A 17,174-nucleotide genomic window follows, 5' to 3' on the forward strand; every position below is an offset into this window, starting at 1 on the left:
ATTGAAACATAGAGAGAAATTTGGTGTTGTAATTGTTATTGTTGTCTTATTGTTGTTTTTAACTAATATGGGTGCGATTAATAATTTTTTAAGTTTTCATACAGATAAGACAGTGCAATTGGAACATTCTGGTTTTGTTGTGCCGGATGCTTGGAATACTAGTAAAGAATTAAACATGTCTAGTAAGGCTAAGTCTCCTTATAGTATTACTAATGGTTATATAATTTTTGATATTTTTGAGGATTGGTGTGAAAATTATACTGGGCCTCAGACTTTGAGTAAGCTTAGTAGTATGGAAGGGGGAAATTTTGAAGTAATTAAAAATGAGGAGGTACATTTAGGGAATTATAATGTTTCTAGATTGTATTATTCTAATCCTTCTAGGGATACTGATTATGTTTATGATCATATTGGGGTTGTTTATATTTTCCATAAGGAGGATTGTAATTATATGATTGATGGTCATTATATGACTAGTCATGATTATGAGAATAAGAGTTTTACTAAGGAATTAGATGATCGTGTTGAGGATATGATTGCGAATATGAATAATAAGCATTATAATTTTTGGATTTCTGAGTTTAAGAATTTGGTGTGATTTTTTCATTCTTTTTTAATTTTTTTGTGATTGTTTTCTTTTTTTTCTTTTCAGTTTTTTGTTTTTTGTTTTAGTTTTTCTTACTTTTTTAATTTTTTCTATTATTTGTTGGTGTTTTGTTCATTTTTTTATGGTTTGTTTTTGTGTTTATTTGATGTTGATTAATTCAATTATTGTATTTTTCAATTATTGACTTTATCAACTCTTTTATATAGTATCAATAACATATAATATAATATGTTCTAAAAAAAAATTTACAAAATGAGGGACAGAAAACTTGAAAAAAGATATAGATTATAATGAAATTCCAATAAGCGTACTTTTTAAAATAATAACCAGACATCAAGACATTTATGCAAAACACATTTTAAGAGATACAAATATTACACATTCACAAGTTTCAATATTAATGAATTTATTAAAAAATGATAATATATGTCAAGATGAACTAAGCCAACCTTTAGTCTTAGATAAAGGAGCAGTTGCAAGAACACTCCAAAAATTAGAGGATGAAGGATATATTTCACGTATGCAAGATGAGGAAAATCGTAGAAGAAATAAAATTTCATTAACAGATAAAGGACGAGATATAGTTATTCAGATTCAAGAATCAGTTAAAGAAAGAGAAGAAGGAATAATTAATAATATGCCAATAAGTTTAGATGAACTTCATGATTTATTATTAAAATTTATTCAAGAATCAAGAAAATTTAATCAAGAACATATAGACGATGATAAGTGGGAGGCAAAAAAAGGTGAGTGAAGAAGTAGAAAAAGGAAAAAACAGTAATATTGATTTATTATTAGGAGATTCACATGTGGCTATTCGTAAATTAGCATGGCCAATGATGGTTAGTATGTTCCTTATAATGGCATACAACCTAGCAGATAGTATATGGGTAGCAGGTTTAGGATCTGAACCATTAGCAGCAATAGGATTTATCACACCATTATTTATGATAGTGGTAGGATTAGGAAATGGGATCGGTGCCGGTGCAAACAGTTTAATTGCACGTTGTATTGGTGCTCGTGATAAGGAAAAAGCAGATAATGCAGGTTTACATAGTATTTTAATAACAGTTATAGTAAGTATACTATTCTCAATAATATTATGCATCTTATTACCATTTATATTACAAATTATGGGTGCAGGATCAGCAACACAACAAGCATTACAATACGGTTACATAGTATTCATTTTCCTCGTAGTATTCATATTCAGTAGTGTAGCAACATCATTACTTCGTTCAGAAGGAGATGTTAACCGTGCAATGTATGTAATGGCAGCAACAGCAATATTAAACATAGTATTAGATCCAATATTCATTTATATATTCCATTTAGGTGTAGCAGGAGCAGCAATAGCAACTGTAATATCCTCATTCTTAAGTTGTGCAATCTTAATATATTGGATTTGGATAAAAAGAGACACATACCTAGACTTAGGTAAAAGTCACTTCCATTATGAAACTTCAATACTAAAAGATATACTAATTGTAGCAGTACCTTCTACAGCAGAAAACTTAATATTCAGTATACTAGGAATTATAGAAAATTACTTATTAGTAATAGTAGCTGGAACAGTAGCGGTTGCAACATATACAGCAGGTATGAGACTTGTACAAATGGCAATGATACCATTAATGGGATTAGGAACAGCACTACTAACAGTTGCAGGTGCAGCATATGGAGGACATGATTCAGAAAAATTAGAAGATGCATTCAGATATACTTTAAAAATTGGAACCTTAATAAGTATAATAATGATAATTCTTTTATATGTATTCGCCCCACAAGTAAGTTTAATATTCTCCTACTCCAGTGCAAGTGCAGGACTATCAGCTAAAATAATAGTAATGTTACGTATACTATGTGTATTCATAGTTGGAGTAAACTTCGGTATGATGTCTGCAATGGTCTTCCAAGGTGTGGGAAAAGGTTTCACCTCTTTAGTTTTAACCACAATAAGAGCTTTGCTTATGGAAGTATTATTCTCCTACATTTTCGGTGTAGTAATGGGAATGGGAGAAATAGGAATTTATTACGGTGTAGTATGCGGAGTATGTTTAGGTGCTGTAATAAGTTATATTTGGGCTGAACTTTATATTAAAAAGCTTAAAAAAGTTTACCCTCCACAAAATGTAGAACCACTAACAGAATAAATTAACAATTTAAAGGGAAAACTTATTCCCTTTTTTCTCTATTTTTTTATATTAAACCATTAATTTAATGGCTTATTTTTATATTTTATTACTATTTTTTTCAATTTTTTCACATTTATCTAATTATAATCAATCGAATTTTATAGTAAACTTTATAACTGTATAATTTTAGAAATATATGTATTATTTATTTAAAAAGGGGGTGAATTAAGAATGGAAAATAATAAATTACTAATTTTATGTGTAGCAATTATCGTAAGTGTTTTAATTATATCTACTACAATATTTTTCGTTACAGGTTCAAATGTATATTCAAATCCATTTGCTCAAGAAGATCAAACTGATTCTTCTGGTGATTTGAAACTAAATACTCAAGGTTATGATTATAAATTAGTATCTAACAAATCAGAAACTATAATGGGTATTTTATGTTTAATAGAAACTTATACTGTAACTGGTCAAGGAGATACTTTCACTTTAACAATTAATATTGTTCCAGGTAATGTTGATGAAAGTACTTTAAAACAGATTAATGAAACTTTTATTAAGTCTCCTAATTTCGTAACAACTAGTAAAGAATTAAATGGTAAATATTATTTTATTCAAACAAGTGGAGCTGATAAAGGACATAATACTACAAGTTTTGCTGATTCTTTGGTTAGTGAAAATACTGCTTCTACTAGTAGTGGTTCTAATACTAATGCTTCTAGTACATCTAACACTACTGTGGCTAATAATACTAGTAGTGAACCAAATATTTTAAGTTCTGGTGATGTTGAATTAAATTTAACTGGTTATGAATTCCAAGAAAGTTCTAATACTCCATCAAGTGATGGTGGGTATAGTGAAACTTATAGTGTAACTGGTCAAGGAGATAGCTTTACTTTAACTATTACTGCTATACCTGAAACTGTAGATTCAAGTACCACTACAGGTGGAGATGTTTCATCTAGTTTTTATTTAAATGGTATGCATTATATTATAGAAATTACTGGTGGTAATTCTCAACATCACAGTCAAAGCTTCCTTGATTCAATACTATTAACTCAAGGTTCCTCAAGTCCTAGTACTCAAAGTACAGATACTACTACTAATTCTGTAGATGACAGTGAAATGGTAGAAGATCCTTATTCTGACTATAGTGGGGAAGGATTAGAAGGAGAACCTATGGAAGATTCAGAATATTATCAATAGAATAATTTTAAAATTTTTATTCTATTTTTATTTTTTTTTTAAAATTTTGTACTATTAATTCTTTAAATATAAAAAAAAGGGGTTTAGGAAACCTTAATTATTTCTTAAATTAAAAAAAATATAAAAATTAATATAAAAAAAGGGGGTTTATTGTTTATGGAAAATTCATTAGTTGAAATTGCTGAGAAAATAAAAGAATTAGAAACTGAAGTACTAAAATTAGAAAACCATAAAGAAGAATATATATCTCAATCATGGCATAACACTGACTTTAAAAGTATATTAAATAAAAGAAATCTCACAATACGTGATAAAGAATATTATATTAAAGCACAAGTAGAGTATAAAAATATAAATGAACAGTTAGCAGTTTCTACTGCAGAATTACATTTTCAAAGAAGATTATTCAATATTTTCTTCTATGAAAAATATAATCAAGATTAAAAAAAAATTTATTTTTTTAATTCTAAAAGATCTGGATTAATTATTGCATCCTTAAAAGATTGTTGAATTAATTTCTTGTAAATTGGTCGATTATATATGGTTTTAAAGTCTTCATCAATAATATAGGTCTCACAGGAATCATCTTCTGCTCTCATTCCTCTACCATAAGTTTGCATTAATTCTATTGCAGTTTGATAATCATACCATCTATCTTCTTTTTTCATTCTTTTATATACTTGTTTGTTTGTTAAGTTAGGGTAAGGTATTTTATATATAATTTGGAATCTACATTTATCATAAGGTAAGTCTACTCCTTCATTCATTGATGGTGAGACTAAAACTAAAGGTTTGTTTGATTTTTCAAATTTCTTTAAAATTTTTGTCCTATTTTTACGGTTATGTGTTAATAATCTTGAATTTGGAAGGTTACGTTTTATATATTTTTGATTATCATAACTATGAGTATGAATCATTCCTTTCTCATTTTCATGTTTTTTTAAGATTTCACTTATAATTGGTAATGTTTTAGGTAATGTTTTCCGCATCCTATTCCTATTCATTTTACCTGCAAAATCTAATTCTATAGGTCTTTTCTTACTATCAAATGGTGTTGGTATGCTTAAATAGTAAACTTCCTCTGGTTTTAAACCTAACCATTTAGAGAACATTTTTTTATCTAAGATTGTAGCACTCATAAATAGTACAACTTCACCATATTTGAATAAATATTTTTCCGCAATGCTAGAAACACGTAATGGTTTAAAGCTAACCATATCTTTCTGATTATCAATTATCCAATTTTCAGGTTCATTTTCCAAGTATTTAACTAAATCTGTTAATTCATTTATAACATCTTTAATTTTATCTGCATGATTTTTAGGAAGGTTTCTGGTTTTAATCTTCTGATAAGATTCTATAATGCTTTTAATTTCAATTATCCATTTATCATAATCTTTATTTTTAAGCATGTCATGGCTTAGTTTCCTATGAATATCATTTGCTAACTGGAAATTTTCAATTTTAACTTCTAAAGTGCTCATTAAAATATCTTCAACATTATGTGCTTCATCTAAAACTAGTAATTTTCTTTTTTTAAAGTGTTGAACATGGTTAAATTCTAAAATTGAATAATCATAATTCATAATACTAATAGGTGAATTAATCCCTACTGCTTTTTGTTTCCAATAATAACAGGGATTATCACTTCTTAAAAAAAGTTGCACTCTGTCTTTTTTGAATGCTTCAATGGATCCGAATGCTTGGCTTGTTGTTAAACCATATGGACATGTGAAAATTTCATTGAGTTTTGAGGTTCTACAAGTTCCCATATCACAAGTAGTTTCTAAGTTTTCATTTATACAATCAAAATTATTCCTACCTTTAACAAGAGGGAATTTGAATTCTTCAGTGTATTGTTTCTGTAATTGTTTGGTATGTGTTAAAATAAAAGCTGAACCTACAATTCTAGCTAAAGTTGAAGCTATAACAGATTTACCAGTACCTGTACCTGCTTCTAAAATAATGTATTTATACCCATTTTTTATTGCATTATAAAGTTCTTCAATTATTTCTAATTGTCCAGGTCTTGGATTTTCAAATAGGAAATTTTCCACAATTTCCTCATCAATTCCTGGGTGCTGTTCTTTTAAGTATTCAATTTGCTTTAAGGGTAAGTGATTATTTTCTATACTGTAAACACCATCACTTTCACCTAACTTTAATGGTTCATTTGGAATGTTTTTGGGTTTTTCCGTGTCTTTTTTAGGTTTTGTATTATCTTTAATTTTTTCTTTTTTTTCTTTTTTAGGTTTTTCCTGGTCTTTTTTAAGGTTCTTATTTTTAACTTTTTTCTTATCCTGTAAGGGAACATACTTTTTATATACTACTCCTTCAAATGGTTTAAATAATAATTTATCAAATTCTGCACTTTCTAAACTTAAAATTTTTTTAGCTTTATCCATACTCTTATTAGAGTATTTACCACAAACACAATCTTTTCTAAGCATACCACAATCTGGACAAAAAAGTGAACCTATCATAAATATAGATTATAGAAACAAGTAATATAAAAATATTTATTATCCCTTACTCTAATTTAATAAGTAAATTAAAATAGAAATATATAAATTAAAGATATTTTAATATAAAAATTAAATAATTAAAAATTAAAGGGGTTTTTTGATTTATGAAAAAAATAAATAAATCTGATTTAGGGAAAAATAAAGAATTAAATAATGAAATAGAAAATATTCCACCATTTATTCAAGAGGAAGCTATAAAAAGATTAATTGATAGTGAACCACACTTAAATCTAGAAGATAAAGAGATTTTAGAACAAGATTTAAAGCACCTTATAGAAAACTATTCAGAAGAAGATGAGTTAAAACAATTAATTGAAGATCATTTTAAAGAAAATTATCCAGAATATGATAATTATGATGAAAGTGGAGATTTACTTAGAAAAATTAATGATATAATTTATTATTCAAAACCATCTAAAGACTTTTACAATGAAACTGAGGAAGAGGAATATACAGATTACCCTGATGAAGATTCTAATTTCCTTCTAAAAAAGAAACCCCCAATAGATGAGGTTAATATTTTTGATGCTACAGAACAATTTAAAGAGGATCTTTTGGGTTTAGAAATAAATTTTGAGGATGATGCTCCGCAAACAACTTACACAGAAGAATTAGAAGATTTAGCTGATAAATTCTGTTCTGATTTTGAAACTGAAATAGATAATTTAATTAAAAGTGAACCTAAAGAAGATTTAAATGATTTAATTAAAAATGATCCCAATTTTAATTTAGATGAAAGAGACATTTCAAAAGAAGAATTAAAATCCATCCCAGATGATGAAGATTTATCTATTGATTTTGACTATGAAGATGCATTAGACCAAATTTTTTACACAAGTAAAGAAATGAAAATTTCAAATAATTTTTATATTCAAAATGAAGATAACACTCTCTCAATGAATTATATAAGTGACTGGGATGATGAAGAGGATAATTTAGATTTTCCTGAAGAAAATACTTGTTTTTACCTTCGAAAAAATGAAGATTCAGATTCCAATCCAGATTTTAATCTTGATACTTGTCAAGAAGACTTTTTTGATGAAATGTGTGAAGATATTGATTTCGATTTAATGTATGCTATAAATAATTCTGATGAAGGATTTATAGACTTAATTTTAACATTAAGTGAATTAGACGAGGAATCTGATAATATGGATTTAAATTTTTCTGAGGAAGAAGAAATTAAAGATTTAATTAATAAAGAACCATCATGGGATGTCAAGATTAAAAATAGGGTAATCTTATAAAATCCTATTCCCCCCCCTTTTTAGGTAAATTGTATTAAACCTGTAAAACATAATTAATTTATAAAAAAACAAAATTATAAAAGGAGTACTGATTATAAATGATAGATAAAGATTTAATCCAAAAATGGTTAGCAGATGAAGGTATGTTTAAAAGAGAAATTCCAGATGATGGTGCAGACTTCCATTTCATAGTTAATTTCCCAGAAAATCAAGGCATGGATCTTGTTAAACCTAAAGGAAAAGAATTAATCCTAATACTATGTGCAACTAATGTAGATTCTGGTCAAATGGATTTAATAAAAGCAGCATCTGATAGTGTTAAACAAGATTTCATTTGGGATTTAAGATTCACATTAAATAATTTACTTTTAGATTTTAATTTAAACCATCCTAATGATGTATTAGAACAATTCATAATTACAGATGATATTTTTGATGATGGATTAACTAAACATGTTTTAATGAAAACTATTAAAAAAGTTTTCAAAGGCAAATTAAATGTTATTTGGAAACTAGAAAAAACATTCTTAAATACTAATGGAAATGTTAAACCTAGTGACGATAGTATGTTTGCATAAAAATAAAACTATAAATTCTAATTTTTTTTAAAACTTTTTTTTTAATGTTTTTCTCTTAACGAAATGTGATAAGTTTTTTGCACAATTTAAGTTTTTAAATAAATTATTTAGTTAACTGTACTTTTTTTCAAATATTTTCATGTATTATTTTCTAATTTTGTATGCTTTTTTAATATTTTATTCTGAATTTATTAGTTTGTTTTATTTAGAAAAATATTTATACATGTTTATATAAATAAAATATCATTGATTAATAAAAATAGATTTTTTAATCAATCAATTAAAAAAAAAATTTTTTCTTAAAAAATGTAAAAGGAGGTGAAAAACTGTTGAAAAAAGAAAAAATAGACAAAAGACTTCCTATCATATTAATCATTGTATTAACTATGATATGTTCTTTAAGTATAGGAGCTGCTTTCGCATCCGATGTATCTATTACTTCAGATGATAACTCAGGGGACTTGAATACAATAGTATCATCACAAGAATCAACTACAAATGATTCTTTGAGTTTGAACACTGTTTCAAATTTAGGTTCTGATGAAAATTCCAATAATCAAGATTCAGCATCTATTTTAGGAAATAGTCTTAATCAAAACCAAGTTCTCGAAGCTAATAATAAATTTGATCGTGAAACTTTAAGTAACCAAACTATCACCATAACTGAAGACACCACTTATACAAATTCAGTATTCACTAATATGCAATTTATCATAAACGATGATAAAGCTAAATTAACTTTTGATAATTGTACTTTCTATAATTATGAAATGACTACTGATATTACTGCTAAAATGGGTAGTTTAAAAGTTAAGGATTCTACATTTATTAAACAAGATTTGTATAGTATAACTGATAATAAAGCTATTGTTTATGGGTATAATACTAAAATTAATTTAATAAATAATGAGTTTTATAATTATGCAACACTTAATAATGGTGTAACTGCTAAAACTACTTTAAGTGGTTATAATGAAAATCAGTTTAATAAGAATAATATTTTTAAAAAAGATTTCAGTCTTTCTGACTTGTTTAGAGTGTATTTCTGGGTGAGAGCTGATGGTAGTTATCCACCTCCAGAATTTAATTCTAATAGTACTTCTCAAGGTTATGATGCAAGTAAGTATTATCCTTATAATGGTAATTCTAATTATCGGGATTGGACTGGTCTTGTAAGTATTAGTCAAGCTACTAAGTATTTAGGTATTGATATTATTGGTGGAATGAGTCATCCTGTCTCTTCTAATCATTCTGTGGATATTAATAAGCTTATAACTGAATATCCTGAATTGATGGATAAGTGGATTAATGAAAATCAAGATCTTGCTAAAACTTTTGTAAATGAAAAATTTATTCAAGATTTCTTGCATATGTATTATCCTGAATACTATAATCAATATATGAATGGTAAATTAGATTTAACAAGTGAAGGTTATACTGTTTGGTGTTATGTTTTAAAAGCTCAAACTGATTCTTACCATGTAGATGGTGCTGTTGTGCCTAAGAAGTTATTAAATTTAATCCAGCAAAAAATTGCTGAGGTTGGAGCTGTTAATGATATAGGTTATGCTGGCACTGTTACTGGAGATCATGTTGTTAAAACTAATGATGCACTTAATGGTACTGCAAATATACTTGTATACAAAGATGGTAAGATTTATCAAAATATTACTGTTAAGGTAAAAAATGGTGTTTCTGAAAAGTTCACTTTAAATTTACCTGATGAAGGTGTTTATAATACTTCAGTTAACTTTACAAGTGATAAGTATTATATTCAAACTCCAGTATCTTATGGTTATTTAACATCTCTTCCATATGAGACTATTATAAGTGATAAGGAGTCTACTGGTGCGCCTTTTGATAAAGTTGATATTATAACTAATATTAAGGTTAATACTACTGGTTTTACTAATAAAGGAGTACCTAATGGTAGTGTTACTATTACAGGTCCTAATGGTTATGAGGAAACTGCTGAAATAATTAATGGTGTGATTATTGCTAAAAATTTAGTATACCCTGCAAGTGGTAAAACTAATGTTTATACTATAACTTATAATGGTGTTACTAATTTTAATGCATCTGTTGGTACTATTACATTATATTCTAAAGTTGATGCAACTGGTATGGAATCTGTAAATAAGACTGGTTATTATGATAAAACTATTGATGTAACAATCCAAACTTCTGGTATTAGTCAAGGTGAAACTATTAGTTTCACTGATAATAAGGGTACTCTTCATAGTGCTATTGTTAGTAGTGATGGTACTGCAACCTTTAAAGGTTTAGCTTTCCCTGATTATGGTACAACTTATACTTATAATGTAAGTTATGTTAGTACTTCAACTGGTAAATCTGGATGTAATAGTACTATAATTTTAAAATCTTTACAATATCCTACTATAGTGACTAATTTCACTATTACTGGTTATCGTGGAGAATTAAAGAATATCACTGTTACTATTTCAACTACTGGTTCAGAAATTATTGGAAAGTTAACTATTACTGATGTATTCGGTAATACTCTTAGTCAAAATATTAATATTACAGGAAATACTACTACTGTAACTTTTGAGGATGTTAATTTAACAACTGAAGGTACTTTTGATAATATTAAGGTTAATTTCGTAAGTAAGAATCTTAATTATAATAATAGTGCTAATACTAGTTTGATTAATGTTTTAGTTAACAGAACTTCTATGAATAATACTGAAAGTACTGGTTATTATGATAAAACTACTAGTATAACAATCACTACTACTGGTATTAAAGATGGTGAAATTATTAGTTTTAAGGATAATGAAAATAAGGTTCATAATGCTACTGTTTCTGGTAATAAAGCTACTTTCACTGATTTAGCTTACCCTGATTATGGTACAACTTATACATATAATGTAAGTTATGTTCCAAATAATACTGGTATTATCGGATCTAACTCTACTATAACTTTAAAATCTAATAAATATCCTACTACTGTTAGTGGATTTGATATATTCGGTTATCGTGGTGAACTTAAAGATATTACTATTACTATTTCAACTACTGGTTCCGAAATTATTGGTGAGTTAACTATTACTGATGTATTCGGTAAGACTCTTAGTAAAACTATTAATGTTAATAAGAATACTACTACTGTAACTTTTGAAGGTGTTAATTTAACTACTGAAGGTAATTTTAGTGGTATTAAAGTTGATTTCACAAGTACTAATGTTAACTATGATAGTAGTAATAATATTGGTAAGATTAAGGTTATTGTAAATGGAACTGGTATTTATGATGAATCTAGTGTTAATTATTATGATAAAACTGTTAATGTAACTGTTCATACTCTTGGTATTAAGAATGGTGAAAATATTAGTTTTACTGATAATAATGGTACTGTTCATAATGCTACTGTTTATGATAATAAAGCTACTTTCAATGATTTAGCATATCCTGATTTTGGAACAACTTATAAATATAATGTTACTTATAATCCTACTAATCCAAGTTTCACTGGATCTAAAGGTACTATAACCTTAGGTTCTAATCAGTACATAACTGGTGTGACTGGTTTCACAATTAGTGGATATAAAGGAGACTTTAAAAGCATTACTATTACTGTTTCAACTAATGGTTCTCAAATTATTGGTAATTTAAGTATTACTAGTGTATTTGGACAAATTTACAGTAAATATCTTAATGTTAATGGAAACACTACTAATGTAACCTTTGATAATGTGAATCTAGCTAGTGTAGGTAACTTTAGTAATATTAATGTTTCATTTATAAGTGATAATATTAATTATGCAGATAGTGAAAATACTGGTAATATTAGTGTGGATGAAATAATTGTACCGCCTGTAGATCCTGTTGACCCAGTTGATCCTGTAGATCCTGTGGATAATAGTACTCCGGAAGTTCCTGAAGAACCAAACCCAGATACTGGTGGTGTTAACACCCCTACAGAACCTGATGAAATCGTTGTCCCTATTCTTCCTGATACTAATATAGCTCCTTCTGATGAGCGTAAAGATGAAGATGAGGATGAAGATGATGGTGATGAAGTTCCAGATCCAACAGACGATACAGTCAATGATTCAGGTGACAATACAAATGCAAATCCAGGAAATGGTGGAAATACTAACACTACAACAAATCCTGTAAGTCCAATATTATCTGCTACTGGAAACACTGGAACAACTACCACTGCACCTGTTAATGCTGCAACAAATAACATAGCAAACAATAATGCAGCAATTAACACTGATAATGGTAGAGACATTAGTGTAACTGCAATTGAAAATCTTGATGAAAATCAAAAAGTTAATTCATCCTCTTTCCTTGGTGATGTAGCATACAATGAAAGCCTTGGTGAATTAAGAAGAAGAGAAGAAAAAGAAGTTGAACAAGCTGAAAAAGAGTTAGACAAAGAAGGAGTTAAATATTAAATGTATTTAATTTTTCCTTTCCTTTCCCTTTTTTTTAAATATTTAAATACCCATATTTTTTTTTAAATAAATTTTTAATTACATTAAAACCCTTTTTTTTTACATTAAATCTAAAATTTAAGTTTTCTTAAAAATACTTTAAAAATTTTATTCTTTAAAATCCTTAAAATAAAAATTTAACCATATAAAACTTTAGAAAAATGTTTTTATTAAGAATATTATTAAATAAATCAAAAAACATATAATAATATGGAAATGAAATATTTCTTTTTATGGGATGTGATTAATATCGTTGAATCAAAACAAATTTATAAACCTAGTGAAGTTGATGATGCTAAAGCTTCAGTTATTGATGCTGTAAATGTTGATCCAAGTAGGATGATGGCTTTAACTGATGGGATTTTTGGAATGGTGATGACCTTATTAATATTCAGTATTGAAGTTCCTGATATAAACTTTGCAAATTACATAGCTTTCAATACTTTCCTTGAAACATTATTACCAACAATAAGTCGTTACGCGGTTTGTTTATACTTGTTGGAGCATTCTGGTTATACCATCATGAATACTTACGTGTTGAGAAGTTAACAGTACCATTTGTATGGTTAAACATTATATACTTATTATGTATTGCTTTTATACCATTCTCTTCAATAGTTATGGGAAAATATGCATTATTTTTCGAGGCAGATTTACTATTTGGAGTGAACATTTTCATAATACTAACTATATTATCTTTAATGTTTGCATATGCAGGTAAAAGAGGTATATTAACTGAGGATGTAATGAAAGGTAAAAAGAATGCGTATAATACTTTTTTAATAGTTCTAATTATTACTGCAGCTGTAACACTTTTAAATTACTTAATACCAGGCCATTATATTTACTTATACTTACTTATACCAATAATCTCTTCAGTAAGAGATCGTATATTTAGAAAACATGTTTGGAGAAAAAAGATAAGAAAATAAGGATAATATTTTTAAAACCTTTATTTTTAACTTTTTTTTTTAATGAAAAATTTTATATTAATCCTTTAATAATAATATTATTTAACTTTAAGTTAATTTCTAAAAAAAATAATTAAATATAAAATTTTAGGGATTTTCCTTTTTATTTAAAATAAATAATGAAAAAGGGGGTGGATTCTTATGGATAAGGAAAATATTATAATAATAGCTTTAATTGTGATTATTTGTTTTTGTATAATAGGCGCTACTTTATATTTAAGTTTAAATAGTAGTGATAATACTCCAACAATCACACAATCAAATAATACTAGTACTGTGTCAACCACCTCTGATTCTAGTTCTTCATCAAGTTCTGATAATAATTATCAGGTAAGTAGTAGTTCATCTTCTAGTTCTGTAGAAGATGATTATAGAAAGTATGATTCTGATGATTATATTTATGATGCAGATGGTCAACGTATGTACTGGGTTCAAGATGATGGCTATGATGGTAGTTATATGCATGTTGAAGATACTAATGGGGCTAAATAAGAATTATGAAAGTTTTTAGTTGGGATTTTTTTATATAATAAATTTTACTTTAAATAATTTTTTTTGAATATTTTTTATTTTTTCACTAATTAAAATACATTATCCTTATTATTTTTCCCCTTTTTTTTGAAAGTTTATAAATAAAGTATAAATAATATGAAGTTTTAATTATTAGTATTACTATATATTAATAAATTAATTCATTTTTTGTATATTTTTTATTAATATAAGTTTTAATAATTTTTTTAAAATAAATAAATTTATAATCGGAGAGTGATTTTAAATGGGAATAACTGATATAATAAAAGAATCATTAACCTTCCCTACAAAGGATACTAAAGGTTGGATGATTATTGGTGTATTATTCTTAGTAATGGCAGTTGTTGATTATTTAATAGGTGTTTATCCAACAGGAATTATATACACTTTATGTGGAATAATTAGTTTAATATTATCCATATTCATTTTAGGGTATGGTTTAAGTTTAATTAAAAATACTATAGATGGAAAAGATAATATTCCAGCATTTGATTTTAGTAAAAACTTTGTTGATGGATTAAAAAGTTTAGTCTTATACATTGTATATTTCATAATACCAACCATATTAACTGCAATTGTTATGTGGATTACTGGAGTATTCTCTAATGGTTTCCAAATCATAGATTATGTGATGACTAGTCCAGCTTTAAATCAAACATTAACAGCAGGTGCACCTGTAACTGATGCTGTGATTCAAAATATAACCGGATCTATACCTACAACTTTAATTAACAGTTTCTTCAATGGATTCGTAATAAGTCTTGTTGTTGGAATTGTATTATTCCTCCTATTCACATTATTCACTTATATTGGTCTTGCACGTATGGCTGAATATGATAGTTTAAAAGCAGGATTATCTCTTGGTGAAGTATTTAAGAAAATAAGTTCTATTGGTTGGGGAAGCTATATTGGATGGTTCATCCTCTTAATAATAGTATCTGCAATTGTTGGATTTATTGGTGGATTAGTTAGTATGATTCCATATGTTGGAGTATTCATATTTGCATTAGTCTTCACATCATTCTTATTCATATTCGAATACCGGGCTATTGGATTAATCTACAATCAAGGATAAAATATAAATTTTTAATTACTTTACCCCTTTTTTCTTTTTTTTTATTTTATAAATCTTAATTCTCGCTCTATTATGCATTTAGCATTATCTTTAAGACTTATTCTTTGTGCTTTGTGTTTACCACTTTTATTAATAATAACTATTTTTCCAATTTGTCTTGCTTCTGCTATTATTTTATCTCCTTTTATGGTATCTCCAGCTTTAGTATAAGTTGACATGGTCTTAATTTACTCCTTGAGTCTTCCTTCATTTATAAGTTCATCAATTATATCATTAACTAAAAATATATCTAATTCTAAATCATCAGCTATATCAGATAATAAAACTTTTCGGTTTTCTTTACAATAGTTTATTATTTTATTTTTAGCTGTATCATGATCCATTTCTTTTATGTTTATTTCATTTATATTTCTTAATTTTTCTCTTATTGCTTCTCTTAAAAAATCTGCAGAATTTAAGTATAATCCTTTGTTAACTAAATTATTTATTTGATTATACTCCATTTCCGCTACTTTTGTCCCAATATTTCTGTTTTTAGGTCTTATTTTATCAGTTGCATTAGTTGACATGGTAAGTATTATATATATAATTATATATAACTTTTATTATTTTACAAAAATATTAAATTTTTTGTGTTCGTTTAATTAAATACTTTTTAATATTTATTTGTTTTTAGTGATTTTTGAGCAATTAATTTTATAAATATGAATAAATATATTAGTATAAAGAGATTTTTATACAAATTTTTAATATTTTAAAGATTTTAATTGGAATAATTTTAACAATATAAATATTTAAATTTAAGAGGTGAATTAATGGTTAATGAAAAAATTTTAATAGTGGAAGATGAAGCATTATCTGCAATGGATTTGAAAAACAAGTTAGAAGACTTAAATTATGAAGTAATTAAAATAGTGGATAATGGGAAAGAAGCAATAAACACTACAAGGGATTTAAAACCGGATTTAGTCTTAATGGATATAAGATTAAAAGGGGACATGACAGGTATTGAAGCTGGAAGAAAAATTTTAGATTTAAATATTCCTTTAATTTATTTAACTGGAAGTGCAGATAGTGAAACTTTTGAAAATGCTAATCTTAATCCTTCTTATGGTTATATAACTAAGCCTTACCTTATTAAAAATTTAGAACGGATTATTCGAATCAGTTTTAAGTGTGTGGAAATAGAGAAACAAGAATGTAATATGGAATCTTTAAATACTACTACAAACTTAAAAGATTCAAATGAAAATTATAATGTTTTAGTAGTTGATGATGATGCAATAACAGCATTAGATATTAAAACCAACCTAGAACACTTAAATTATAATGTAGTGAGCATTGAAGATAATGGTGATGATGCAATTAAAGCTGCAGGAAAATATCAACCTGATTTTATATTATTAGATATTAATATTAAAGGGAATAAAACAGGTTTTGATGTAGCAGAGGAAATGAACAAGTTAAACATTCCTGTAGTGTATTTAACTGCTTATCATGATGATTCAACAGTTGATTCTGCTGTTAAAACAGGATCTTATGGTTATATTATTAAACCTTTTAATAAGAAGGAATTCGAATACACTTTAAGTTTAGCTATAAGTAAATCATTAAAGGATAAAAGTTTAAAAACAGTTTAATTTTTTATATAATTTTTAACTATTTTTTCTGTTTAAGGAGGGGGTTAGTGGATTTTTAAATGTAAAAACTTATATTCTGGTTTTGTAGAAACCCTTTATTTTTTTTCTAATTTTTTTTCAATTGAAATTGTACCTTGAGGTTTTTGTTTTTTTAATTTCTTTTAATTTAGGTTTTAGAATTTTTAAG

Annotated in this window: 14 protein-coding genes and 1 pseudogene; 12 read left to right on the forward strand and 3 right to left on the reverse strand. The window is 26.6% G+C overall.

Annotation, left to right across the window (positions count from 1 at the left end; translation table 11 throughout):
* Position 1 precedes the first annotated feature (1 nt).
* The 5 genes from ACA135_RS03770 to ACA135_RS03790 all read left to right on the forward strand — a co-directional run bounded on the left by ACA135_RS03770 (position 2) and on the right by ACA135_RS03790 (position 4,398).
* Positions 2 to 598 (forward strand): hypothetical protein, encoded by a 597-nt coding sequence (locus ACA135_RS03770; protein WP_409198964.1) that lies wholly within the window; start codon positions 2 to 4, stop codon positions 596 to 598.
* A gap of 277 nt (positions 599 to 875) precedes the next feature.
* Positions 876 to 1,361 carry a MarR family winged helix-turn-helix transcriptional regulator gene (locus tag ACA135_RS03775; protein ID WP_409198965.1) on the forward strand — a complete coding sequence of 162 codons (486 nt, stop codon included), beginning with the start codon at positions 876 to 878 and terminating at the stop codon, positions 1,359 to 1,361.
* Positions 1,354 to 2,760, forward strand: a complete 1,407-nt coding sequence (locus ACA135_RS03780) for an MATE family efflux transporter (protein ID WP_409198966.1) — start codon at positions 1,354 to 1,356, stop codon at positions 2,758 to 2,760. Before ACA135_RS03775 ends, ACA135_RS03780 begins: the two co-directional genes overlap by 8 nt.
* A gap of 213 nt (positions 2,761 to 2,973) precedes the next feature.
* The gene (locus ACA135_RS03785) at positions 2,974 to 3,954 is read left to right on the forward strand and encodes a hypothetical protein (protein WP_409198967.1); all 981 of its coding nucleotides are present in this window, start codon (positions 2,974 to 2,976) and stop codon (positions 3,952 to 3,954) included.
* Positions 3,955 to 4,110: 156 nt separating this feature from the next.
* On the forward strand, positions 4,111 to 4,398 hold the full coding sequence (locus tag ACA135_RS03790; RefSeq protein WP_409198968.1) for a hypothetical protein: 288 nt from the start codon (positions 4,111 to 4,113) through the stop codon (positions 4,396 to 4,398).
* 8 nt (positions 4,399 to 4,406) lie between these two features.
* On the opposite strand, the gene ACA135_RS03795 is transcribed toward ACA135_RS03790, so the two are convergent.
* Positions 4,407 to 6,404 carry a helicase C-terminal domain-containing protein gene (locus tag ACA135_RS03795; RefSeq protein ID WP_409198969.1) on the reverse strand — a complete coding sequence of 666 codons (1,998 nt, stop codon included), beginning with the start codon at positions 6,402 to 6,404 and terminating at the stop codon, positions 4,407 to 4,409.
* A 179-nt stretch (positions 6,405 to 6,583) separates the two neighbouring features.
* Here ACA135_RS03795 and ACA135_RS03800 point away from each other — a divergent pair, with 179 nt between their 5' ends.
* The 6 genes and pseudogenes from ACA135_RS03800 (at position 6,584) to ACA135_RS03825 (ending at position 15,347) form a co-directional block, all read left to right on the forward strand.
* Complete coding sequence (locus ACA135_RS03800) at positions 6,584 to 7,726, forward strand: hypothetical protein (protein WP_409198970.1); 1,143 nt, start codon at positions 6,584 to 6,586, stop codon at positions 7,724 to 7,726.
* A gap of 98 nt (positions 7,727 to 7,824) precedes the next feature.
* Entirely contained in the window at positions 7,825 to 8,304 is a 480-nt protein-coding gene (locus ACA135_RS03805) for a DUF2299 family protein (RefSeq protein ID WP_409198971.1), read from the forward strand.
* Between the two features lie 329 nt (positions 8,305 to 8,633).
* Entirely contained in the window at positions 8,634 to 12,731 is a 4,098-nt protein-coding gene (locus ACA135_RS03810; protein ID WP_409198972.1) for a beta strand repeat-containing protein, read from the forward strand.
* 414 nt (positions 12,732 to 13,145) lie between these two features.
* Positions 13,146 to 13,702 (forward strand): annotated as a pseudogene (locus tag ACA135_RS03815) (TMEM175 family protein).
* A 180-nt stretch (positions 13,703 to 13,882) separates the two neighbouring features.
* Positions 13,883 to 14,233, forward strand: coding sequence for a hypothetical protein (locus tag ACA135_RS03820; protein WP_409198973.1), 351 nt, complete (start codon positions 13,883 to 13,885; stop codon positions 14,231 to 14,233).
* A gap of 283 nt (positions 14,234 to 14,516) precedes the next feature.
* The gene (locus ACA135_RS03825) at positions 14,517 to 15,347 is read left to right on the forward strand and encodes a DUF4013 domain-containing protein (protein WP_409198974.1); all 831 of its coding nucleotides are present in this window, start codon (positions 14,517 to 14,519) and stop codon (positions 15,345 to 15,347) included.
* A gap of 41 nt (positions 15,348 to 15,388) precedes the next feature.
* Here the strand turns inward: ACA135_RS03825 and ACA135_RS03830 are convergent, their stop codons facing one another.
* The gene (locus ACA135_RS03830) at positions 15,389 to 15,565 is read right to left on the reverse strand and encodes a hypothetical protein (RefSeq protein ID WP_409198975.1); all 177 of its coding nucleotides are present in this window, start codon (positions 15,563 to 15,565) and stop codon (positions 15,389 to 15,391) included.
* A gap of 9 nt (positions 15,566 to 15,574) precedes the next feature.
* Positions 15,575 to 15,916 carry a hypothetical protein gene (locus ACA135_RS03835; protein ID WP_409198976.1) on the reverse strand — a complete coding sequence of 114 codons (342 nt, stop codon included), beginning with the start codon at positions 15,914 to 15,916 and terminating at the stop codon, positions 15,575 to 15,577.
* A gap of 246 nt (positions 15,917 to 16,162) precedes the next feature.
* Between ACA135_RS03835 and ACA135_RS03840 the strand changes: the two genes are divergently transcribed.
* A complete protein-coding gene (locus ACA135_RS03840) occupies positions 16,163 to 16,987 on the forward strand; it encodes a response regulator (RefSeq protein ID WP_409198977.1) in 825 nt (274 codons plus the stop codon).
* The last annotated feature ends 187 nt before the right edge of the window (positions 16,988 to 17,174 follow it).

The sequence above is a fragment of the Methanobrevibacter acididurans genome (genome assembly GCF_046197875.1).
GTDB lineage: Archaea > Methanobacteriota > Methanobacteria > Methanobacteriales > Methanobacteriaceae > Methanobrevibacter_A > Methanobrevibacter_A acididurans.

Coding starts and splice junctions, on each gene's coding strand:
- ACA135_RS03805 (WP_409198971.1), top strand. CDS start 7,825: ATGATAGATAAAGATTTAATCCAAAAATGGTTAGCAGATGAAGGTATG.
- ACA135_RS03825 (WP_409198974.1), top strand. CDS start 14,517: ATGGGAATAACTGATATAATAAAAGAATCATTAACCTTCCCTACAAAG.
- ACA135_RS03790 (WP_409198968.1), top strand. CDS start 4,111: ATGGAAAATTCATTAGTTGAAATTGCTGAGAAAATAAAAGAATTAGAA.
- ACA135_RS03835 (WP_409198976.1), bottom strand. CDS start 15,916: ATGTCAACTAATGCAACTGATAAAATAAGACCTAAAAACAGAAATATT.
- ACA135_RS03840 (WP_409198977.1), top strand. CDS start 16,163: ATGGTTAATGAAAAAATTTTAATAGTGGAAGATGAAGCATTATCTGCA.
- ACA135_RS03795 (WP_409198969.1), bottom strand. CDS start 6,404: ATGCTTAGAAAAGATTGTGTTTGTGGTAAATACTCTAATAAGAGTATG.
- ACA135_RS03820 (WP_409198973.1), top strand. CDS start 13,883: ATGGATAAGGAAAATATTATAATAATAGCTTTAATTGTGATTATTTGT.
- ACA135_RS03800 (WP_409198970.1), top strand. CDS start 6,584: ATGAAAAAAATAAATAAATCTGATTTAGGGAAAAATAAAGAATTAAAT.
- ACA135_RS03830 (WP_409198975.1), bottom strand. CDS start 15,565: ATGTCAACTTATACTAAAGCTGGAGATACCATAAAAGGAGATAAAATA.
- ACA135_RS03785 (WP_409198967.1), top strand. CDS start 2,974: ATGGAAAATAATAAATTACTAATTTTATGTGTAGCAATTATCGTAAGT.